20 protein-coding genes and 1 riboswitch are annotated in these 21,798 nt (G+C 69.1%); of the genes, 14 read left to right on the top strand and 6 right to left on the bottom strand.

What is annotated here, in order from left to right; all coding sequences use genetic code 11:
* Positions 1-41 precede the first annotated feature (41 nt).
* Entirely contained in the window at positions 42-650 is a 609-nt protein-coding gene (locus AB0I53_RS42935) for a DUF4291 domain-containing protein (protein ID WP_358615189.1), read from the top strand.
* Between the two features lie 113 nt (positions 651-763).
* On the opposite strand, the gene AB0I53_RS42930 is transcribed toward AB0I53_RS42935, so the two are convergent.
* From AB0I53_RS42930 to AB0I53_RS42915, 4 genes are read right to left on the bottom strand one after another with little or no spacing between them, the layout of a single operon-like run.
* Positions 764-1,213, bottom strand: coding sequence for a hypothetical protein (locus tag AB0I53_RS42930; protein WP_358615187.1), 450 nt, complete (start codon positions 1,211-1,213; stop codon positions 764-766).
* 6 nt (positions 1,214-1,219) lie between these two features.
* Positions 1,220-5,683, bottom strand: coding sequence for an RHS repeat-associated core domain-containing protein (locus tag AB0I53_RS42925; RefSeq protein WP_358615185.1), 4,464 nt, complete (start codon positions 5,681-5,683; stop codon positions 1,220-1,222).
* The gene (locus tag AB0I53_RS42920; protein ID WP_358615183.1) at positions 5,683-5,991 is read right to left on the bottom strand and encodes a type VII secretion target; all 309 of its coding nucleotides are present in this window, start codon (positions 5,989-5,991) and stop codon (positions 5,683-5,685) included. Before AB0I53_RS42920 ends, AB0I53_RS42925 begins: the two co-directional genes overlap by 1 nt.
* A 24-nt stretch (positions 5,992-6,015) precedes the next feature.
* The gene (locus AB0I53_RS42915) at positions 6,016-6,465 is read right to left on the bottom strand and encodes a YbaB/EbfC family nucleoid-associated protein (RefSeq protein ID WP_358615181.1); all 450 of its coding nucleotides are present in this window, start codon (positions 6,463-6,465) and stop codon (positions 6,016-6,018) included.
* 189 nt (positions 6,466-6,654) lie between these two features.
* On the opposite strand from AB0I53_RS42915, the gene AB0I53_RS42910 reads away from it, so the two are divergent.
* The 3 genes from AB0I53_RS42910 to AB0I53_RS42900 all read left to right on the top strand — a co-directional run bounded on the left by AB0I53_RS42910 (position 6,655) and on the right by AB0I53_RS42900 (position 7,639).
* Positions 6,655-7,122: a GNAT family N-acetyltransferase gene (locus AB0I53_RS42910; protein WP_358615179.1), complete on the top strand. Its 468-nt coding sequence runs from the start codon at positions 6,655-6,657 to the stop codon at positions 7,120-7,122.
* 79 nt (positions 7,123-7,201) lie between these two features.
* Positions 7,202-7,339 carry a hypothetical protein gene (locus AB0I53_RS42905; RefSeq protein WP_358615177.1) on the top strand — a complete coding sequence of 46 codons (138 nt, stop codon included), beginning with the start codon at positions 7,202-7,204 and terminating at the stop codon, positions 7,337-7,339.
* Positions 7,340-7,393: 54 nt separating this feature from the next.
* Positions 7,394-7,639: a hypothetical protein gene (locus tag AB0I53_RS42900; protein ID WP_358615175.1), complete on the top strand. Its 246-nt coding sequence runs from the start codon at positions 7,394-7,396 to the stop codon at positions 7,637-7,639.
* A 216-nt stretch (positions 7,640-7,855) separates the two neighbouring features.
* On the opposite strand, the gene AB0I53_RS42895 is transcribed toward AB0I53_RS42900, so the two are convergent.
* A complete protein-coding gene (locus AB0I53_RS42895) occupies positions 7,856-8,071 on the bottom strand; it encodes a helix-turn-helix domain-containing protein (protein WP_358615173.1) in 216 nt (71 codons plus the stop codon).
* A gap of 39 nt (positions 8,072-8,110) precedes the next feature.
* On the opposite strand from AB0I53_RS42895, the gene AB0I53_RS42890 reads away from it, so the two are divergent.
* The 3 genes from AB0I53_RS42890 (at position 8,111) to AB0I53_RS42880 (ending at position 12,061) form a co-directional block, all read left to right on the top strand.
* Complete coding sequence (locus tag AB0I53_RS42890; RefSeq protein WP_358615171.1) at positions 8,111-9,358, top strand: transposase; 1,248 nt, start codon at positions 8,111-8,113, stop codon at positions 9,356-9,358.
* A gap of 42 nt (positions 9,359-9,400) precedes the next feature.
* Entirely contained in the window at positions 9,401-9,715 is a 315-nt protein-coding gene (locus AB0I53_RS42885; RefSeq protein WP_358615169.1) for a TIM barrel protein, read from the top strand.
* A gap of 147 nt (positions 9,716-9,862) precedes the next feature.
* A riboswitch (cobalamin riboswitch) is annotated at positions 9,863-9,987 on the top strand.
* Positions 9,988-10,042: 55 nt separating this feature from the next.
* Positions 10,043-12,061, top strand: coding sequence for a putative cobaltochelatase (locus AB0I53_RS42880; RefSeq protein ID WP_358615167.1), 2,019 nt, complete (start codon positions 10,043-10,045; stop codon positions 12,059-12,061).
* Positions 12,062-12,247: 186 nt separating this feature from the next.
* Here the strand turns inward: AB0I53_RS42880 and AB0I53_RS42875 are convergent, their stop codons facing one another.
* Positions 12,248-13,435, bottom strand: a complete 1,188-nt coding sequence (locus AB0I53_RS42875; protein WP_358615165.1) for an MFS transporter — start codon at positions 13,433-13,435, stop codon at positions 12,248-12,250.
* Positions 13,436-13,598: 163 nt separating this feature from the next.
* Between AB0I53_RS42875 and AB0I53_RS42870 the strand changes: the two genes are divergently transcribed.
* The 7 genes from AB0I53_RS42870 to cobJ all read left to right on the top strand — a co-directional run bounded on the left by AB0I53_RS42870 (position 13,599) and on the right by cobJ (position 21,597).
* Positions 13,599-14,012 (top strand): ESX secretion-associated protein EspG, encoded by a 414-nt coding sequence (locus tag AB0I53_RS42870; protein ID WP_358615163.1) that lies wholly within the window; start codon positions 13,599-13,601, stop codon positions 14,010-14,012.
* 47 nt (positions 14,013-14,059) lie between these two features.
* A complete protein-coding gene (gene cobO / locus AB0I53_RS42865) occupies positions 14,060-14,674 on the top strand; it encodes a cob(I)yrinic acid a,c-diamide adenosyltransferase (RefSeq protein WP_358615161.1) in 615 nt (204 codons plus the stop codon).
* Positions 14,668-16,032, top strand: a complete 1,365-nt coding sequence (locus AB0I53_RS42860) for a cobyrinate a,c-diamide synthase (RefSeq protein ID WP_358615159.1) — start codon at positions 14,668-14,670, stop codon at positions 16,030-16,032. The genes cobO and AB0I53_RS42860 overlap by 7 nt, the downstream gene beginning before the upstream one ends.
* 292 nt (positions 16,033-16,324) lie before the next feature.
* On the top strand, positions 16,325-16,588 hold the full coding sequence (locus AB0I53_RS42855) for a hypothetical protein (RefSeq protein WP_358615157.1): 264 nt from the start codon (positions 16,325-16,327) through the stop codon (positions 16,586-16,588).
* The gene (cobM, locus tag AB0I53_RS42850; RefSeq protein WP_358615155.1) at positions 16,582-17,895 is read left to right on the top strand and encodes a precorrin-4 C(11)-methyltransferase; all 1,314 of its coding nucleotides are present in this window, start codon (positions 16,582-16,584) and stop codon (positions 17,893-17,895) included. The genes AB0I53_RS42855 and cobM overlap by 7 nt, the downstream gene beginning before the upstream one ends.
* Before the next feature lie 358 nt (positions 17,896-18,253).
* Positions 18,254-19,456: a precorrin-6y C5,15-methyltransferase (decarboxylating) subunit CbiE gene (gene cbiE, locus AB0I53_RS42845; RefSeq protein WP_358615153.1), complete on the top strand. Its 1,203-nt coding sequence runs from the start codon at positions 18,254-18,256 to the stop codon at positions 19,454-19,456.
* Positions 19,457-19,842: 386 nt separating this feature from the next.
* Positions 19,843-21,597, top strand: a complete 1,755-nt coding sequence (cobJ, locus tag AB0I53_RS42840) for a precorrin-3B C(17)-methyltransferase (protein ID WP_358615151.1) — start codon at positions 19,843-19,845, stop codon at positions 21,595-21,597.
* Positions 21,598-21,798 lie beyond the last annotated feature (201 nt).

Below are 21,798 nucleotides of genomic sequence, written 5' to 3'. Positions count from 1 at the left end.
TCGGTTGAGCGATCCTGCGGTCCTGCCGCAGGATCCGGGATGTGAAAGATCAGGAAAACCCGTACCGCACTGTCCGAGCACGGTATTCGGAGTCCACCATCACCGTGTACCAGGCGTATTCGGCGGCAATCGCGGATGCGGCCCTGGCGGCGGGGAAGTTCGTGCCGCCGTTCAAGCGCGAGCGGATGACGTGGATCAAGCCGTCGTTCCTGTGGATGGCGTACCGGTGCGGCTGGGCGACCAAGCCGGACCAGGAGCGGGTGCTGGCGGTGGAGATCACCCGGGAAGGCTTCGAGTGGGCGCTTGAGCACGCGTGCCTGAGCCACTACGAACCCGACGTCCACGGCAGCCGCGAGGCGTGGTCGGAACAGAAGCGCACGAGCCCGGTCCGAGTCCAATGGGACCCGGAACGAGACCTCCACCACCGCCCGCTGAACTACCGGTCGATCCAAATAGGACTCGGCCGTGAGTCGGTCGACCGCTACGTCGACGACTGGACCATGTCGATCACGGACGTCACGCCAGTGATGCGGAAGACGCACGAGCTAGTGGCGGCGGGAAACCTCGAAGCGGCGGGAGCAACGCTTCCTGCCGAGGCGTCGTACCTGCTCCCGGAACGCATCGGCCGTCCCCTTGGTGCCACCGGGTAGCGCTGCATGCGGGGTGTTGAGGTCAGCGGCGCCCTGGCCGGATGTTCCTCGGGTGCAGCGATTCCTGCGGCATGTGATTCGAGCACCAGATTGAGTCGAAATTTTGCGTGCAATCACGCTTCGCTTGTGTTGGCGACGACAATCCAGATTCCATTTTCCTCTGAAGTGACCCCGCAAACGACACGCGAATCATTGGACATGGTGACGAACTCGGGTTGGCCGGGGAAGGATGTGAGTTTCTGTGCAAGTTGGAGTTGTGATGTGACTCGAACAGACGCCCACGGGAGGTCGAATGATCCTGGCCCTGAAACGCTGATTAGAAACGAGCCATCGTCGGCGATGAGCTCGTTTTCGCGAACAACTCGATCCCATTCTTGATTGACTTGGTCAAGGTAGTCGTCGGTGCTGTCGTCGATTACCGATGTCGGCCGGGTTTCGAGATTTGCGACGAGTTTCCACGCGGTCTTCGGAGGAACTGTTGGGGTTGCTTTCGTTGTGGTTGTTGGGTGCAGTCCGGCGCTTTGAAGAATTTCTGCCCGGGTTGCTTCGGTCAATTTGTCCATTGTTCTTTACCTGGGATAGTAGTAATGGTGTGAGCCGCCAATTTGCTGGTACCGCTCGATGTCTCTGTTGTGTGCATTGCTCCAACCGAAGTCGACGAAATTCCGGCTCGGGTCTCCTTTTGGTTGACCTGCGTGGAAGTGTGGATCTCCGTCGTTGAGGTGCTCCGCAATCACTCGCGAACCTCCCTCGGTTTCGAACTGCATGTAGCGGCCGTGTGTTCCATTGTCTTCGGAATAGCGGTACCCGGGCATTCCTTGCCTGGAGTGGTCGTTGCCGACATCCCAGGCTTGATCTGGCTCGGTTCCGCGGGGGATCCCGGCTTGGTCGTACGCCCTGTCGAGTGCCTCCTGGCGGGTTTCGAATTCTTCATTGCATGCGGCTAATCCTAGCGGGTCGGTCCATCGATGTGGATTGCGCAGGTAGTGGTATGGGTTAGGTCCTGCTGCGAGGCCGATTGGATCGACGCTTCCGAAGCGACCGGTATGCGGGTCGTAGTGACGCTGGTAGTTGTAGTGGAACCCGGTTTCGGGATCGTGGTACTGTCCTGGAAAGCGGAGCGGGGTATATGCATTCGTACGACTTTCGTCCTGGGTTTTCCCCCACAATGTCATCCTGTGGAACCAGGCAATGCCGCCGTGATCGTTGATCAGTTCGGTAGGTGAGCCGACAAGATCGGTTATGATCGAGTAAAATTCTTCGTCGATCCACCTTTGAGGTGCATTGTGAAGCGAGGATCGTACGGTTTGTGCGATTGGCCGAAAAGTTCCGGGTTCGTAATCCCATACCGTCACGCGGGCATCGCCAAGTTGTGGGCCGTTGGCGCGACCATCGGTGTGGGCCTGCTCGGTAAGAACTGAACCGTCCCAGATAAATTCGACCCGCTCGATGACTCGGGAGCTGTCAGGGGTCAGGTGCTGCTTGGCGATACGCCGCCCCAGTGGATCGTAGTGGTATCGCCAGCGGGAGCCATTGGGAGTCAAAACTTCGATGAGCCGGTCATCCGAGTCCCAGGAGTATCGCCACGTGTTCGGTTTGTGGGACAAGAATCTTTGTTGCCGTAGCACGACGCGGCCTTGCGCATCGTGTTCGTATCGCACTCGCCCTGCGCGGTGAACCAGGGTCCCGCTGAATTCTCGCTTGCCCAAGGATTCGGCATCAGGCGACGTGGGTGGAGTGGGCCAGGATGCGTTCGTGATGTTTCCGGCTGCGTCGTAGGCATAGCGCTCGGCCCAACCGGCACCTTGAACAGATGTGACCCGCCCGGTGCGATCTAGCTCGAACATGCGTGGGCCCGTGAGCTGATCATTGATCTCGGATAAGAATCCGTCTGCGCGATACGTGTAAGATCGCTGCTGGATGGACCGCCCGTCGGTGCCTGCGATCGTCTGGGAAAGCAGGCGGTGGTTCGCATCCCATGCCTGGCTTAGCATCGCGTGAACCCCGAGGCTGCGCTGGGTCTCGTGCCCGGCTTCGTCGTAGCCGAAGCGCAGAGTCCGCCCAGCGGTACGCAGAGCGACAGGCTTGCTGTTGGAGTCGTACTCCCACACGCTCTCGGCTCCAGATGGGGTGCGCCGGCGAACTCGGCGCCCCAACGCGTCGTAGGTTGACTCCACGATCCGGCCATTGATCATCTCGGTGAGCACTCGTCCAAGAGCATCTCGCTGGAACGCTACCTGGGCGTCCGCATTTTTCGCTGTGGTTAGACGCCCAGCTGCGTCGTAGGTGAAGGTCGCGACCGTTGACTCGCTCCGTCGCTCGATCACATTTCCCAGGAGATCTCGCACGAAGTGAGTGATCTCGCCAGCACCGTTCGTGCGTTCGACGAGTTGCCCTGCCACGTCGTGGCGGTAGCTGACTTCCCGGCCGTTGAAATCGATCTCGCGCACCAGGTTGCCGGCCGGGTCGTACTCATAATGCCAAACCAACCCTTGTTCGTTGGTGACGCTGGAAAGTCGAAGTTCCGTGTTGTAGGTGAACTCCAGTCGACTACCGTCCGGGCGGACTTCGGCCGAAGGCAAGTCAAAGTGCGTGATCTCGGTATGTGTCGCCTGTCCGAGCGTGTCGATGTGGGTTCGGAGGTTTCCTTCGCCGTCGTATACCCAGCGTTCGGTTTCGCCTCCGGGCAAGCTCCGCCAGGCGGGCTTGCCATCGACCGTCCAGCCAAATCGTGTCCTACCGCCGAGGGGGTCAACGATCTCGGTCACTCGGCCGAACGCGTCACGTTGACGATGCGTTGTGTTTCCAAAGGAGTCGGTGACCGCCGTTGGGATTCCGGCGGCGTTGGTGCCGATCTGGCGCACGTTGCCGAGAGCATCGGTAACCGACGATAGATGGCCGCGTTCATCATATGAGAAGCTTGTGGCACTTCCCATCGGATCTGTCAATCTAACGGCATTTCCGCGCTCGTCGTACTCGCGGCGGGATACGGCACCGTCGGGCGTGATGATGGTGATCGGCAGGTGGAGGTCGTTGTATTCGAAACGGGTTTGGGTACCGTCGGATTGGGTCACCGCGACGAGATTCCCGGCTTCGTCGTACTCGTAGCGAATCGTGCGACCTAGCGGGTCCGTTCGAGACAGGAGCCTGTCGTAGGCGTCCCACTCGGAGATCGTTTCGCCGCCCAGCGGGTCGATTTCGCGGACCACCTGGCGCTTTTCGTTCAGGTGGAACGTTGTTGCGTGGCCGAGGGAGTTGATGAGGCGTGTGACGCCTTCTTCGTACTCGAACGTTCCCGTTAGGAAGCCGCCTGAGCCTTCCGTGTGGATGCAGCGGCCGCGGTGGTCGTAGGTGTAGCGGTACCAGTGGGCGTTTCGGTCCGTCCAGCTGGTGATTCGGCCAGCTTGGTCGTACTCGAACTTCAGCGGTAGGCCCGAGGCGTTGACCACGCCCGTCAGGCGCTGGTCCGTGTACTCGTAGCGCATCAGCAGGAGGTCTTCGCCGTTGTCCGCTTCGCACAGGTAGAGCGCCGTGATCAGGTCGTTCTCGGACTCGACCCGGATCCGGTAGCCGCCCGTGTGGCGGATTTCCACCGGGGTGCCAGCGGCGTCGTGGTCGAACTCGATCTGGTTGCCGTTGCGGTCGGTGATGCTGGTCAGCGGTAGGACGCGGTTTCCCGGCGCGAAGTGGAAGCGCTTACCGGACTCGATCTCGGTCAGCGTGTAGCCGTCGTCTTCGTGCCTGGTGAGCGTGTTCCGCGATCCCTCGAACTGGACTGTCGAGCCGACCGCGGGGTTCGGGCCGAACAGCAGCTTTCCGTCTTCGGCGGCGAAGGATACGCCGGCGTTGCCGACCTCCAGGCGCTGGTCCAGGGTGGACGTCCAGGACGGGCCGAAGTGCAGGCCCACCCGGTACGAGGACAGGTGCGTCCGCTTCAGCACCAGCGGGAGCGCCGCCGCGATCTCCACATCGGTCTGCGGGAGGATCATCTCTCCGGTGGCGACGTCGATCGGGTCGTTCTCGCACTTCCGGTTGCCTTCGTCCCGGTTCGGCGTCTCCGGGTCGTCGGTCTTGTTCTGGAGGTTTCCGTCTTCGCTCTTGGACTTCGGGTTGTCCGGTGATGTGCCGTCCGGGCTTGAGGACGTGCTGTCGGGGGATGTGCTCGACGGCGACGTGTCGGGGGAGTTCGGGGTGGTGTCCGGGGCGTCTGGCTTGGGAGACGGGGCGTCCACACTGGACGGTTTTGTGCTGGCCGGGCCGTCTACCTTTCGGAGGCCCTTCAGGGCGTCCTTGATGCCTTCCCAGATTTCGTCGAGCTTCTTCAGCAGTGGCTGGAGCTTGTTCAGCGAGCGGGTCAGCTTCGTTATGACGTCCGAGATCTTGCTGACCCACTTGGCGATCATCCCCGCCGCTTCCGCGACCACGGCCGGGGTTCCGATGCCGAGGGTGCCGCCGATTTCCGCGACCCAGCGCGGGATCCGGGTGATCAGCGCCGCCACGCACTCGGCGACCAGGTCGCGCACCAGCTCGCGGACGATGCCGACCAGCACGCCGACGATCTCGACGACCGTGCTGATGGTGTTCGCCGCGCCGCCCGCCGCCTTGATCTGCTCGGCCTGCTTCGTGGTGGCGTTCTTGTAGGCGTCGGCCGCCTCACCGGTCCAGGTGCCGGTGATGTTGTTGACCTCGTTGGTGAAATCGGCCGCGACCTGCTCCACCGACTTCGCCACGTTGCCCCACGTCTGGGCGTAGGCGGAGATCTGGTCCGGGTCGCCGGCCAGCCAGTCCAGGGCGTCAGACAGCGGCTTGACGTGCTCCATCAGCCAGGACACCGCGTACGAGACCAAGGTGCCGACCGGGTCCATGACCATCGACAGCGCTTCCAGGCCCGTGCCGGCCGCGCCGAGCGCGATCTCCGACCAGGAACCCGATTCGATGCCGGACTGGAGGTCGCCGACGGACTCGAGGATGCCGATGCCGCTGACCCCGGTGGTGGAGTCCTCGCGCGGCGCGACGAGTGGGTTGTCGGCCATCACACCTCCCAGCCGGAGAAGCTGTCGGCGTTCGCCTGGTCACCGGATTCGTAGGTCTGCGCGGTGTCCTTGACGTTGCCGGCTTGATCACTCATGGATTCCGACGCGGTCGACAGGGCGTCGACCCCGGGTTGCGAGACCGCTTGCACGATCGGCACGAAGAACGAGCAGATCACCCCGTACGCCTCGGTGCCCATCGTGACCTGGTTGGCCGCGTCCAACGCGGTCTTCAGCTGGTCGGAAAGCGCGTCGAGCCTGCTGGCGTGCGACCGGAGTTCCTCCGGCGATACATCGAATGCGTTCGTCATCGTCATCCCCCAGGTGACGGCGGGCTACCGCAGGAACGTGTCGTCGTTGAAGTCTTCGTCGTCGGGTGGCCGCTCGGTGCCGTCCTCGGCTTCGGGATCGGGGAAGCGCTCCCGGTACGCCGACACGACCGCGTTGACGGTCTCCGTGTCGTCACCGACGGTCGCCGACATGACCTCGGCCACCTGGTCCCGGATGCCGGCCTGGGCCTGCCGCATGGTCGTGAGCACCGACTCGGCCAGGCCCGCGCCGGACATCCGGCGCGCGTCGTCGGTGATCTGCAGGTCGGTGACCGCGCCGGCGCTGTCGACCGTCACCCGCACCACCCCGTCGCGGGACTCCGCGGTGGCCGTGACCGCGGTCACCTGCTGCTGCATCTGCTGGTAGCGGTCGGCCTTCGCCTGGATGCCGGAGGCCCAGCGCCTGATCTCCTCCTCGGTGCGCGCGCCGTCGACGCCGAAGACAGGTTCGCTCACGAATCCCCCATGGCCGCTCGGTTCCTGATCTTGCGCAGGCTAGCTGCGGGTTCGGTGGAGGGTCAGCGCTTCGGTGCGAAACTGCCCCGAACAGAGCAGTGCCCACCCGTCGCCGGCCGGAGTGGCGTTGACTACTCCCGGTGCTGGTGGATGAGGGTTTTGAGACCTGGCTGTGATATCCAGGTAAGGGTGACCCTCCAGCCGCTCGCGACCGCCGTCCACCGCGCCTACACCGCGGATCTGGACGCCGAGGACTTCTACCGGATGCTGCGCCTGCGCGTCGACGTGTTCGTCGTCGAACAGGAATGCCCCTACCCGGAGTTGGACGGTCGCGACCTGGAAGAGACCACCCGGCACTTCTGGATCGACTCCGCCGACGGCTACGTGCTCGGCTACCTGCGGCTGCTGGAAGACCCCGACGGCACCTTCCGCATCGGCCGGGTATGCACCGCCAAGAGCGCGCGCGGGCTGGGCCTGGGGCGCAAGCTGATGCGCGCCGCGGTCGCGGAGGTGCAGCAAGCGCCTGCCGTGCTCGCCGCCCAGACCTACGCCAAGGAGTTCTACCGCTCCTTCGGGTTCACCGAAGACGGCGAGGAATACCTCGAAGACGGCATCCCGCACGTCGACATGCGCCGCGAGCCCCGCCGGCGGGCGTGACCGGCGCTACTCGGGACTTGACCTCGGTCATTCGGGCTGCCAAGCTCCCCGCGTCCAAATGGAACGTGGAGGAGCGGCAATGGGTGCACAGGCCGGCGTGATCGCCGCGTTGTGCTGCCCCGCATCCGTCGCCCTGCCACCGGACCCGGCGCTTCGCGGCCGGGTGAATCGCGCGCACCCCTTCTGCCGGTCCCGCACCGGCCCCGACGCCGCCTGAGCCTGTCCCGGCCCAGCGGCGTCTTCGACGCGCTCTCCTTTCGCGAGCACTTCCTTGCTGCTCGCGCATTTCCACTACCTCCCGCTGGCCATGCACAGCTACTCGATCGCGCTGATCACCTCGGTGCTCTACGGCGCGACGCTGGCCGGGTTCGTGCCGATGGCGGCGCTGATGCCGACCATGGCGCCGGACCGGCGGGGCGCGGCGATGGCGGCGCTGGACCTCGGCGCGGGGCTGGCCACCGCAGTGGCCCGGCGATCGTCGGGATCGTGCTGCCGCTGTTCGGCGTCGGCGGCGTGATGTGGGTGTTCGCGCTGCTCTACGTGCTCGGCGCTGACGCTGGTGTTGAAGATCCCCAGCCAGGACGGCCCCGAGCTGGGCGAGGCTGAATTTCCGCAGGCAGGTGGTCGTGAGTGTTTTTGAGTGCCATAGCGCCGAAAAACGCTCACGAACAAACGAGGAGTGGCAAGTGAATCTGATCGGCATCCACCTGGATTCGGCCGAGGGGGCCGTCCTCTAGGGCGGGGGTGAATCGGCCGCATGTTTCCGGATAGCCGGGTGATCACGTCTCCACTCCCGCAAGGCATCCGGTCGGTACAGTACCGTGCGGCCGATCTTGGTGGGTTCGGGAAAGTCGTCGTAGGTGCTGGCGTAGCGGTACAGGGTGGCCCGGTTGACCCCGAGAAGTTCCGCCGCTTGGGGAGCGGAGATCAACCCGTCCAGCTCTCTCATGCTTGAGCACGATACTTTGTGATCATGGCGAGGTTTCGGATGTACCCCACTGCGCAGCAGGAGCAGCAGATGCTGCGGCACTGCGCGCACGCCCGGTACGTGTGGAACCTCGCCGTGCAACAGCATTCGAACTGGCGGCCAGGACGCAAGAGCGCGCCTGGGTTCGCTGAGCAGTGCCGTCAGCTCACCGAAGCCCGTGCTGGCAACGAGTGGCTGCGAGACGGCAACGTCGACGTTCAGCAGCAGGCGCTCAAGGATTTTCACTACGCCAAACAGGCCCGGTTCAATTCCGGGTTCGGTGAGCCGGCATGGCGGAAGAAGCACCGGCACGAAGGGTTCCGTGTCATCGGCACCGACCGGGTTCCCGCGTTCAACCCGGACGGTACTGCGCTGCTCAACGTTCGCGGTAAGCAGGTCATGGCCCGAAACGTTGTGGTGCACAAGCTCAACCGCAGCTGGGCGCAAGTCAAGGTCCCAGGCTGCGGGTGGGTGCGGTTCCGGCTCGCCCGCCGCGACCTGCCTGTCGCGAAAACGTTCCGGGTGACCTACCGCAACGGTCAGTGGCACGTGGCGTTCGCTGTCATCCCCGAACCGATCCCGGAACCTGGCAATGGGGAGAAGATCGGTATCGACCGTGGTGTGACGATCACTGCGGCGTTGTCGGATGGGCGGACGCTGAACTGCCCTCAGCTGTCGGGCAAGGAACGAGCGGGGATCCGCAAACATCAACGCCGCGCTGCTCGGGCACCGAAGGCCAGTCCCCAGCGAGCAGCCGAGTACGCCAAGGTCGCGAAGCTCAAAGCGCGGGAAGCGAACCGGCGGAAGGACTGGGCGGAGAAGACCAGCACCACGCTGGCCTGGTCGTTTGATGTGATCCGGTTCGAGAAGCTGAACATCCGGAACATGACCGCCTCAGCGAAGGGGACGGTTGATCAGCCCGGACGCAACGTACGAGCGAAGTCCGGGCTGAACCGGGCAATACTTGCCCAGGGCTGGGGGCTGCTGCGGCAGCGGACCGAACACAAAGCACGTGGACGGGTTGAAGACGTACCCGCCCCGTACACCAGTCTGCGGTGCAGCGACTGCGGTTGGATCGACAAGGACTCGCGCAAGAACCAAGCCGAGTTCGTCTGTTCCCACTGTGGTTTCACCTGCAACGCCGATGTCAACGCGAGCATGAACGTCGCGGCAGGACAGGACGAAAGTCCCAGGCTGTTGGCCTGTGCCGGAGGGACAACACCGCGTGAGCGGTCGAAGAGTGTCCGTGAACCTCAACTCTTGCTCTAGTGAGAGTCGGAATCCCCCGCCTCAGGCGGGGGAGGATGTCAAATGAACATCGAGGAACCCGACTTCGTGCGGCCGGTGCAGGAGGCCGGGGACCGGCTCGGGTACGTGCACATCGGGGAGAGCCACCGCGGCTTCCTGGGATCCGGCACGATCGACTTCCCGGCGTTCTTCCGCGCGCTGGTGGACATCGGCTACACCGGGCCGATCACCTTCGAGAGCTTCTCCTCGGCCGTGGTGGACCCGGCGCTGTCGGACACCCTCGCGGTGTGGCGGAACCTGTGGGACGACAACGAGGACCTGGCCCGCCACGCGCACCGCTACATCACCGACGGGCTGCACGCCGCGGCGCGCCGGTAGGTGCGGTGGAGCGAACGGGCCGTTCTGCGGGGCGAACGGCCCGTTCGCGCCGGCCGCAGTGGTGCTGGTCTCGTCGCCGCCGCGGCCGGTTGGTCCGCCGGGCGAGTTCTGCGACGATGCACCTTGATCCGAATGCAAGGGGTGCGCCAGGAAGCCGGTGGGAATCCGGCACGGTCGGCGCCACTGTGACCGGGGAGCGGCCCTCCCTCGCGAGCCACCGGGGCGACCTGGGAAGGCCGGAGGGACGCGGTGATCCGGGAGTCAGGACACTGCCGCCCCTTGTTCCCGCCACCGGGGCGTCCGAACCCCGAGGAAGGAACACCTGGCATGACCGCTGCCCCGCGCTTTCCCTTCTCCGCCGTCGTCGGCCACGACGATCTCCGGCTGGCGCTGCTGCTCAACGCCGTGCACCCGGGCATCGGCGGCGTGCTCGTCCGAGGCGAGAAGGGCACGGCGAAGTCGACCGTGGTGCGTGCGCTGGCGTCGCTGCTGCCGCCGCTCGACGTGATCACCGACTGCCGCTTCGGCTGCGCCCCGCAGGCCGCCGACCCGCAGTGCCCGGACGGTCCGCACGGCTCCGAGGCCACGCAGCGACCCGCCCAGCTCGTCGAACTCCCCGTCGGCGCCACCGAGGACCGGTTGATCGGCTCGCTCGACCTGGAACGCGCCCTGACCGAAGGGGTCCGCGCCTTCCAGCCCGGCCTGCTCGCCGCCGCGCACCGGGGCGTGCTCTACGTCGACGAGGTGAACCTGCTGCACGACCACCTCGTGGACCTCCTGCTGGACGCCGCGGCGATGGGCCGCGCGCACGTCGAGCGGGAAGGCGTTTCGGTGTCGCACGCGGCGTCGTTCCTGCTGGTGGGCACCATGAACCCGGAGGAAGGCGAGCTGCGCCCGCAGCTGCTCGACCGGTTCGGGCTCACCGTGCACGTCGCCGCGTCGCGGGAGGTGACGACCCGGACCGAGGTGGTGCGCCGCCGCCTGGCGTTCGAAGCCGACCCGGCCGGGTTCGCCGCGCGGTGGGCTGACGCCGACGCCGAACTGGCCGCGTGGATCGCCGCCGCCCGTTCCCGAGTGGACTCGGTGGCCCTCCCGGACGGAGAGTTGCGCCGGATCTCCGCGTTGTGCGCGTCTTTCGACGTCGACGGCATGCGAGCCGACCTCGTGCTGGCGCGCACCGCCATCGCGCACGCGGCCTGGCGCGGCGCCGAGGCGGTCGCCGAGGAGGACGTCGAGGCGGCGGCCCGGCTCGCGCTGCCGCACCGGCGCCGCCGCGACCCGTTCGACGAGCCCGGCATCGCCGAAGACCAGCTCCAACAGGCCCTGTCCGAGGCGGCGGAGCACGCCGACGACGGCGACGACGAGCCGCCGGAAGGACCGGACGGCGGCGGCCAGCCGCCGGAAGGGCCCGAGGGGCCTACGGGGCCGGACGGCGGGGCCGACGGCTCGGAGGAGCGCAGCGACGACCGGGCGCCCGCGCAGCGGCCGCCGGCAGCGCCGGCGCCGGCGTTCCAGGCGCGGCTGCTGGAGGTGCCGGGGCTCGGCGACGGCGCGCCGGGACGGCGGTCGCGGTCCCGGGCGCGGAGCGGCCGGACGACGCGCTCGTCCACTGTGGAGGGACACGGCATTCACCTGTCGGCCACGCTGGCCGCCGCGGCACCGCATCAGGTCGTGCGCGGGCGCAGCGGCCCCGGGCTGGTGCTGCGGGGGGACGATCTGCGGCGCGCCATCCGGGAGGGGCGCGAGGGGAACCTGGTGCTGTTCGCGGTGGACGCGTCGGGGTCGATGGCCGCCCGGGAACGGATGTCGGCGGTCAGCGGCGCCGTCCTATCGCTGCTGCGGGATGCCTACCAGCGTCGCGACAAGGTCGGCGTGGTGACCTTCCGCGGCGACTCGGCGGAACTCGCGCTGCCTCCGACGTCCTCCGTGGACATCGCGGCCGCGCGGATGCGACAGCTGCGCACCGGTGGTCGCACGCCGCTGGCCGGCGGATTGCTGCGCGTTCACCGAGTGGTGCAGACCGAGCGGATGCGGGATCCGCAGCGACGGGCCCTGGTCGTGCTGCTGACCGACGGAAAGGCCACGGTGCCGGTGGATTCCGGGCTCACTGGGCGGATTCGGACGCAGCGTGCGGTCGATGACGCGCTGCGCTCGGCGGGCCTGCTCGCCGAGGCGGCCGTGGCATCCGTCGTGGTGGATTGCGAGAACGGTCCCGTCCGGCTCGGGCTGGCCGGTCGGCTCGCGGCCGCGCTCGGCGGTCCCTGCCTGCGGCTGGAGGAGCTTTCCGCGGACAACGTCGCGGGAGTCGTCCGCGCGGTCCGGGACGAGCGCCCCCGTGCGGCTTGATCTCGTTTTGATTACGAGATCCGACGTTTCGTCTTCTGACCCGCCCGACCGATTGGTACGGTGACGCCGTCCACCTGACCCCCAGGGGTGGACCCGCAAGATGCCCCCGCGCTCCCGGTAACCCCCAGGCCGGTCGAGTGCGGGGGCTCTTTTTCGCCCACCGGAACCGATTCGCGACCGCCCGGCTCACGCCGCCCGGTCGCCGACCGACGGCGGACCCTCCGGCGCGACGACGCGGGTTTGGTAGCGGTGGCGGCAGGCGGCCGCCGTGATCAGCAGCGGAACCGCCGTGGTGGCGGCGATCCCGAAGATCAACCCGTACGAGCCGCGTTCCGCGAAATGCCCGGCGGCCGCCGAGGCGGCCGCGCTGCCCAGGAACAACGCCGAGGCGAACAACGCCACGGCGGTGCCCCTGGCCTCCGGAACCACCGAGGTCACCCAGGTCTGCAACGACGAATGCATGAACGACCAGCCGCCGCCGAGCAGCAACGCCGTGACCACCACGGTCGCGATGCTCGCGGTGGTGGTCACGACCAGGTAGCCGACGAACATCGACGCGCCGCCGATCGCGATCAACTGCCAGACCGCCAACCGCCGCCCCAGCGCCTTCACCAGCCGGGAGAACACCCACACGCCGACGCCGTAAGCGGCGGTGGCGAGCCCGGCCACCGCGACGTCCACGCCCTCGTGCACCAGCGCCGACGCCAGGAACGTCATGGTGCCCAGCAACACCGCGCCCTCGACGAACACCAACCCGAAGACCAGCAGCGCCCAGCGATTCGTCAACACCGCCATCAGGTGGTCGCGCACGCCCTGGGCCTGAGCGCGCTCCGGCTCCGGCAGCTTGCGGAGCAGGACGGCGCACAACGCGGCGCAGACGGCCGGGAGCGCGAAAACCGCGCGCCAGTCCAGAAAACCGGCCAGGAGTCCGCCGACGGCGGTCGCCAACGCGGTGCCCATCGCCGACGCCGCCATCAGATCCGAGAGCGCGCCCTGCCGGTGCTCCTGCGGCACGGTGTCGCCGACATAGGTCAGCGAAGCGGGCACGACGGCGCCCATGCACGCGCCGGTGACCACGCGCGCCACGATCAGCGCGGTCAGATTCGGCGCCAGCGCGGAAACCAACCCGCCCGCCGCGGCGGCGAGCATCGTGCCGCGCATGACCGGCAGCCGGCCGAAGCGATCCGACAGCAAACCCCACAGCGGCTGGGAAAGGCCGTAGGCGAGGAAGTAGCCGCTGGCGACGGCGACCGCGGTGGCCAGCGGCTCGTTCAGCGCGAGCGCGATCAGCAGCAGCATCGGGGTGACCGCGAAGCGGTCGAAGTTGGAGATCAGCGCGGCGAAGGACAGCACCAGCGGTGGCCTGGTCGGCATCGGGCGGCTCCCTCGCTGATTGGGACGACCGTCCATGATCGCGGCCTGCACCGTTCCAGAATCCCGTGACCTCGGCCACCATCGGAGTGGGTGGCATTAGGCCATTGGGGCGTGATCAAGGGCTGAGGTTTTGCGGATATGTCTCGTATCGGCGTTCCCGGGCATGGCTGGAGCAGCGCCGGCCGGCCGATCGCGGCCGGGCCGAACCGGAGGTGGAGCAGGCGCTGAACCTGTTGCACCGCCCGGAGATCGACGTGGCGGTCACCCCCTACGACGGCAAGTCGGACGCCGTCCACCGGGCGCGCGCGGCGGTGGCGGGGAACTGCGCAAGGTCGAGAAGACCATGGCGCTGCCGACGCGGCGGGTCGGCTACTTCGTGGTGACCGGCCGGGACGGCGGTGGGCAACCGGTCCGGCTTCCGGCGATCGGCTGGCGAGACACCGAAGAAGGCCGCTACAGCGTCACGACGCGCCGCAACAACGACGGCGAGCGCTGGAACACCTTCGGCCCGGCGGACAAGCCCCGCCTGGCCCGCTGCCTCGACGAGCAGCTCGCGGCCTTCCGCCCCGCCCGCTGAGGCCGCTCGGGGCCGGTGTCGCGGGGGCGGCCCGTTAGGGTCGGGGCATGCCTCAGGGACAGCCTTCGACAGTGCCGAACGACGGGTTGACCACTCGCCAGCGCCGCAACAGGCCGCTGCTCGTGGTGCACACCGGCGAGATGAAGGGCAAGTCCACCGCGGCCTTCGGGCTCGCGCTGCGCGGCTGGAACCAGGGCTGGTCGATCGGTGTGTTCCAGTTCGTCAAGTCGGCGAAGTGGCGCGTCGGCGAGGAGTCGGCGTTCCGCGCTCTGGGACGGTTGCACGACGAAACCGGTGAGGGCGGCCCCGTCGAGTGGCACAAGATGGGCGAGGGCTGGTCGTGGGCCCGCAAGAAGGGCAGCGAGGAAGACCACGCGGCGGCGGCGCTGGAAGGCTGGCAGGAGATCGCCCGCCGGATCGGCGAGCAGCGCCACGGCCTCTACGTGCTGGACGAGTTCACCTATCCGCTGCACTGGGGCTGGGTCGACGTCGCCGAGGTCGTCGAGACCCTGCGCGACCGACCCGGGCACCAGCACGTCGTGATCACCGGCCGCCACGCCCCGCAGGCCCTGATCGACGCCGCCGACCTGGTCATGGAGACCACCAAGGTCAAGCACCCGATGGACACCGGCCAGAAGGGCCAGAGGGGCATCGAGTGGTGACCGATTCCTCGCACGCTCGGGTGGTGGTGGCCGCATCGGCGTCCGGGCAGGGGAAGACCACGGTGGTGACCGGGCTGCTCGGCGCGCTGCGTCGGCGCGGAACCGGGGTCGCGCCGTTCAAGGTCGGCCCGGACTACATCGATCCCGGCTACCACCGGCTCGCCGCCGACCGCCCGGCCCGCAACCTCGATCCCGTGCTGGTCGGCGAGGAGCGGATCGCGCCGCTGTTCCGGCACGGCGCCGCCGGCGCCGAACTGTCCATCGTGGAAGGCGTGATGGGGCTGTTCGACGGCCGCATCGGGCCCGGCGACGGGCTCGCCGCCGGTTCCACCGCGCACGTCGCGCAGCTGTTGGACGCGCCCGTGGTGCTGGTCGTCGACGCGAGGGGCCAGAGCCACAGCCTCGCCGCGCTGTTGCACGGTTTCCGCAGCTACCGCCCGGAGATCCGGATCGGCGGCGTGATCCTCAACCGGGTCGGTTCGCAGCGGCACGAGCAGGTGCTCCGCGACGCCGCCAACAACGCGGGCCTCCCGGTGCTCGGCGCGGTCCCGCGCGCCGAGGATCTCGCCGTCCCATCGCGCCACCTCGGCCTCGTCACGGCCGCCGAGCACGGCGGCGAGGCCGTCCGCGCGGTAGACGCGATGACCGACGTCGTTGCCCGGTCGGTGGATCTCGACGCGGTGTGCGCGCTCGCGCGCTCGGCTCCCGGATTGCCCGGCCCGGCCTGGAATCCGCGCGACGAGGTGCAGTCGGAGGCCGGAGCCGTGGTCGCGGTGGCCGGCGGGCGGGCGTTCACCTTCGGCTACGCCGAGCACGTCGAGCTGCTCGAAGCCGCCGGTGCCGAGGTAGTCGTCCTCGACCCGCTCCGCGACGAGCGGCTGCCGGAACGCACCGCGGGCCTGGTGCTGCCGGGCGGCTTCCCCGAGCAGCACGTCGCCGAGCTGTCGGCGAACACCGCGCTGCGCAAGGAAATCGTGGCGTTCGCCGCCACCGGGGCACCGATCCACGCGGAATGCGGCGGGCTGCTGTACCTGGCGGAGGAGCTGGACGGCCATCCGCTGTGCGGCGTGCTCGACGCGCGGGCGCGGATGTCGCCGCGGCTGACGCTGGGCTACCGCGACGCCGTGGCAGCCGCCGATTCCGTCCTCTTCGCCGAAGGCGCACGAGTGAGCGGGCACGAGTTCCACCGCACCGCCCTGGAGCCCGGCAGCGGCTCGCGGCCCGCCTGGATGTGGCGCGGCACGGGCGTGCAGCGGGAAGGGTTCGTCGACGGCGGGGTGCACGCCTCCTACCTGCACACCCATCCGGCCGGGCAGCCCGAAGCGGTGCGGCGGTTCGTGGCGAGGTGCGCGCGATGAGGCTCGCCGGGGTCGGCCCGGCGAGCCGGAAATGCTGACCCCGGCCGCGCTGCGCGAATTCCGCGAAGCGGGCACCGCTTTCGCCCGGGTGCAGCGGCTGCGTGATCAGGGCGGCACCGTGGCCTTCGCCACCTCTCGGGGATCCCGCCGCGCATTCGACTTTCAGCCATCTCGCGGCCACCGTGGCCGAGCTGTTGTCCGAGGTCGAGCCAGGCATCACCGCGATGCGGGCGACGGCCGCGCAAGCGGGCGCGGCGCCGACCGAGGAGCCGAATCACGCACGGTGATTCCGGTGCTGCGGGACGTGACCGCGCTGCAGGACGCATTGCGGTCACGCGGTACGGTCGGTGCCTACGAAGGCGGCCGACGGCTCGGTGAGCCGCGTGCCGCGATCGCCGAATGCGGAGCCCTGGAGCGCTCGGCCCACGCCGAGCACCTCGGCACGCCGGACGCGCGAGTGCTCCCGCCGTCCGATGTGTCCGAAGTGGACGACGCGCCGTACCTGTCCACTGTGGTAGTACTTCCACCCCGAGGCGGAAGAGGAGAACAATGGTGACTGGCCGGATCTCGTTCATCGGTGCCGGGCCCGGTGCGGCCGACCTGATCACGGTCCGTGGCGCCCGGCGGATCGCCGAGGCCGACATCGTGGTGTGGGCCGCGAGCCTGGTCGCCCCGGAATGCATCCAGGAGCACGCGCGCAGCGACGCGGAACTGATCGACTCCTCCCGGCTGACCCACGAGCAGGCGCTGGAGATCTACCGCCGCGCCGAGCGGGACAAGCTCAACGTCGCCCGGGTGCACTCCGGCGACCCCTCGCTGTGGGGCGCGGTCCAGGACCAGCACGACGCGTGCACGCGGATGAACCTGCAAGTCGAGATCGTGCCGGGCGTTCCGGCGTTCTCCGCCGCCGCGGCCGCGATCGGGCGCGAGCTCACCGTCCCGGAAGTCGCCCAGTCGCTGGTGCTGACCCGGCTGGAGGGTGGCAAGACGCCCATGCCGGAAGGCGAGAAGGTGCGCGAGTTCGCCAAGCACGGCACCACGATGGCGCTGTACCTCTCCGCCGCGCGCACCAACCAGCTCGTCGAGGAACTGCGAGCCGGCGGCTACCCGGACGACACCCCGGTGCTGGTGGCCTACAAGGTCACCTGGCCCGACGAGCTGCTGCTGCGCACGAACCTCGCCGACCTGGAGAAGACCGTCAAGCAGCACAAGCTGTGGCGGCACACGCTGTTCATCGTGGGCAAGGGCCTCAACAGCGGCGGAACCCGGTCGAACCCGTACCACGCGGGGCACTTCCACACCTACCGCCGCGCCGACCCGGCCGCGCGCCGGGCGCTGCGGGCCGAACGCCCCACTCCTGCGCGCCGCCGGGAGGAGAACTCCGCGCCGCGCACCGAGGACCCGGGCGAGAACGGCCGGGTGCGCGAGTCCGACGTCGCCTGGTGGGCGGTGCGCAACTGGCAGGAGAGCGCGCGCGGCGCGGCGCGAGTCGCGGCGAGCCGCCAGGCCCAGGCCCGGCGGGTCGACGAGGCGCAGTCGCAACTGTTCGCCGACGAGCCCGTCTCGGCCGCCGAGCGGCCGGTTGACTCCGCAGCGGCCGTCCGCGCCGAAGCGGTTGGGAGCGAACGGCCCGTTGACGCCGTCGACGTGACTGCCGAAGCTCCGGAGGCGAAGCCGAAGCGGACCTCCGCGGCGCGCACCACGACCACCCGGGCCACCGCGAAGGCCACACCCGCGAAGCGGGGGACGAAGGCCGCAGCGGCGAAGCGGACGAAGTCCGCGACCACCACGACGGCAGCGGCGAAGGCGAAGTCCGCCGCGAAGCGCAAGCCCCCGGCGAAGCCGGATGAGCAGGGCGAATAGCAAGGCGAAGCCGCCGCGGGAGCCGGACCTGACGCGCAGCGCGAAGGTCCGGCCTGCGGCGCTGCGGGCGTCGGCAAGCCGGTGTCCGGCGTGGTGATGACGCGCCACACGAGATCCAAAGTGGACGCCGAGTTGCTCGGTGCCGCCGAGTTCGGTGGGGACGCCGAGCACGCCGAGTCTACGAGTTGTGGCAGCGCGGCGGGCTGCTCTCGGCGTGTGCACACCGGCTCTGCGCGCAGGTGGCAGCAGTATTGGAGCGGTTCAGCGAGGAATGCGGCCGTCGGCCGCGTGTTCGGGTCGCGATGGTGGACTCCCGGGGCGAACACGTGGTGGCGGCCACCGAAGCGAGGTGGGTGACGTGGCAGTCACGGTGATCGGGGTCGATGGTGGCGACCTGCCGAAGGGCAGCGTCGACGTGCTGGAGTCGGCGCGGCTCGTGGTCGGCGGTAGACGGCACCTGGAGGCGCATGCGCCGGAACACGCGCGCAAGCTCGAGCTGGGGCCGCTGGAACCGGCGCTGAACGCGCTGTCGTCGCTGTCCGGCGACGAGCACGGCGTGGTGCTGGCCTCGGGTGATCCCGGTTTCTTCGGCGCCGTCCGCGCGCTGCGCGAACGCGGCATCCGGTGCACGGTGCTGCCCTCGACCTCCAGCGTCCAGCAGCTGATGGCGCGCGTCGGCCGGTCCTGGGACGACGTCGTCGTGGTCAGCGCGCTCGGCCACGACCTCACCCAGGCGATCAACGTCTGCCGCGCGCGACCGGCCGTGGTGGTGCTGACCGGGCCGAAGGCGGGCCCGGCCCAGATCGGCTCCGGGCTGGCCGGCTGGCGGCGCACCATGATCGTCGCCGAGGACCTCGGCGGGCCGAACGAGTCGGTGGTGACCCTCGAACCGGCGGAGGCGGCGAAGCGCAGCTGGCACGAGCCGAACATCGTGCTCGCCCTGGCGGATCTCGACGACGTGCCGCAGCGGGGCTGGATCGCGGGCGGCGAGCCGGTGCCGCCGGCGACCGGCTGGGCGCTGGCGGAGGACGAGTTCTCGCACCGCGACGGCATGATCACCAAGGCAGAGGTGCGGGCCGTGGCGCTGGCGAAGCTCGCGCCGCGGCCGGGCACGCTCGTCTGGGACGTCGGCGCGGGTTCCGGCTCGGTGGCGGTGGAGTGCGCCCGGATGGGCGCGGCGACGATCGCGGTGGAGTCCGACGAGGCGCAGGCGGTGCGGCTGATCACCAACGCCGCGAGCCATGGCGTGGACGTCCGGGTCGAGGAAGGCTCCGCGCCGCAGGCGCTGCGCAACCTGCCGCGGCCGGACGCGATCTTCGTCGGCGGCGGCGGTACCGAGGTCGTCACGGCGTGCGCGCATGCCGGGGCGTCCCGCGTAGTGGTGGCGCTGGCGGCGCTGGACCGGGTCGGGCCGACCCGCGACGCGCTGCGCGCGGCCGACTACGAGGTCGAGGGCGTGCAGCTGTCGGCGGCCAGGCTAGCGGAGCTGCCCGACGGCGCATCCCGCCTGGAAGCGGCCAACCCGATCGTCCTGATCTCGGGCTACCGGAAACAACGCTGATGGGCCGACGTTTCGGCGGGTCAGGACCCGTGAGTACTTTGTGTCGCTATAGAGGCTGTTTCCAAACTCGATCTGAGTGGCGGTGCGGGTGGCGGAACCTCAGGCGCCTTCTCGCTGTGGGATCCCCGACATCATGAATGCCAATTCACCACGTCGGGGCTGTCCTCGCGAGAAGACCCCTGAGAACCCGCGGCGGTGCGAGTTGCGTAGGTGGGCTAAGCGGCTGCGCCGCTTCAAATACAAAACGCCCGCGTTACCACATCCGCACGTCACCACATCCAAAACAGGCTATATAGCAGCACAAAGTACTCACGGCCTTTGAACAGCGGAAACGGTCCCGCGCGAGTGCCTCCTGGCGAGAAAATCAACGAAGTAGGGGTGTGGCAGTGATCGGTCTGTTCGCGGTGACCGCGGCGGGACGGCGGGCGGCCGCCGAACTGGCCGGACGGCTGGGGCCGGACGCGGTCGTCGCCGACGGGCCGATCGCGCCCGCCGTGCGCCGCCTGTGGGACCACCTGGACGCGGCGGTGTTCTTCCTGGCCAGCGGTGCGGCGGTGCGGCTGGTCGCGCCGCTGCTGCGGGACAAGCACAGCGATCCCGGGGTGGTCTGCGTCGACGACGCCTGCCGCTTCGCCATCGCCCTGACCGGCGGCCACGCCGGGGGCGCGAACGCGCTCGCCGAGCAGGTCGCCGACGTGCTCGGCTGCACCCCGGTGGTCACCACCGCCTCCGACAGCACCGGCACCACCCCGCTGGACGAGCTCGTCGACCAGCTCGACGCCACTGTGGACGGTGACCTGGCGGCCTGCGGCGGCGCGATCCTCGACGGCTGGTCGGTCCGCCTGGTCAACCCGCACGGCTTTCCGCTGCCGGCGTTGCCGCCCAACGTCGCCGCCGATCCCGAAGCGCCGCTGTGGACGGTCGTGATCGACGATCGGCGGCCGACGCAGGACGAGGAGCGGACGCTGCGGCTCATCCCGCGCACGCTGGTCGTCGGCGTCGGGGCCGCGCGGGGCGTCTCGCGGACGGCGGTGACCGAGACGATCGCCCGGCTGGATCGCGAGCACGGCCTGGATCCGCGGGCGATCCGCGCGGTCGCCAGCGTCGACCTGAAGGCCGACGAGGACGGCATCCTGGAGGCGGTGCAGGACCTGGGCTTCTGGCACTCCGACGGCGGCGAGGAGCTGTCGCTGCTGACCTATCCGGCGGAGGCGCTGGCCGGCGTCGAGGTGCCCAATCCCAGCGAGGCGGCGCGCGCCGAGGCTGGCACGCCCTCCGTCGCCGAGGCATCGGCCCTGCACGCGGCCGCCGAGCTCGGCGGCGGGGCGCCGGTCGAGCTGGTCGTGCCCAAGATCAAGGGCGACAACGTGACCGCCGCCGCCGCGCGCATCCGGCCCCGCGGCCGGCTGGCGATCATCGGCATCGGCCCGGGCGCTCCCGACCTGCGCACCCCGCGCGCCGACGTCGAGCTGCGCCGCGCCTCCGTGGTCGTCGGCCTGGACCAGTACCTCGACCAGGTCCGGCACCTGCTGCGCCCCGGCACCGAGGTGCGCGCCACCGGCCTCGGCGCCGAGGAGGCCCGCGCCGCCGAGGCGGTGGAGCTGGCCCGGGACGGGCGCGCGGTGGCGCTGATCGGCTCCGGCGACGCCGGCGTGTACGCGATGGCCAGCCCGGCGCTGGAGAAGGCCGGGGTCGACATCGAGTTCGTCGGCGTGCCCGGGGTGACCGCGGCGCTGGCCGCGTCCGCGCTGCTGGGCGCGCCGCTCGGGCACGACCACGCGCTGATCAGCCTGTCCGACCTGCACACGCCGTGGGAGGTCATCGAGCGCCGCGTCCGGGCGGCCGCGGAGGGCGACCTGGTGGTGTGCTTCTACAACCCGCGGTCGGCGGACCGGCACTGGCAGCTCGGCCGCGCCCTGGAGATCCTGGCGGAGCACCGCCCGGTGACCACGCCGGTCGGCGCGGTGTGCCAGGCCAGCCGCGCCGGGCAGCGGGTGTGGTGCGCGCCGATCGGCGACTTCGAACCGGCGGAGGTGGACATGTCCACCACGGTGGTCGTCGGCTCCTCGCAGTCCACTGTGGTAGGTGGCCGGATGGTGACGCCGCGGGGATACCGCTGGATGGCGGCGGACGCCCACTGACCGCCGGCGGCCCGCGGCGAGTCCGTCGAGATCGGCCCGGCCGACGCAGCAGGCCTCACACGCGCGGTTCGCCGGCCAGGGGTCGTGAGTGCTTTGGGTCGCTGTAGAGCCTGTTTGAGAACTCGTTCCGCGCAGTCGTGCATCCCCGCTGGCTGGTGTGGAGCGAACGGCCTGTTCGCCTCGATAGACGAGGTAAACGGT

Origin of the sequence: Saccharopolyspora sp. NPDC050389 (assembly GCF_040655595.1) — a bacterium.
Lineage (GTDB): Bacteria > Actinomycetota > Actinomycetes > Mycobacteriales > Pseudonocardiaceae > Saccharopolyspora.
This window is presented reverse-complemented; position numbering and strand designations above follow the sequence as displayed.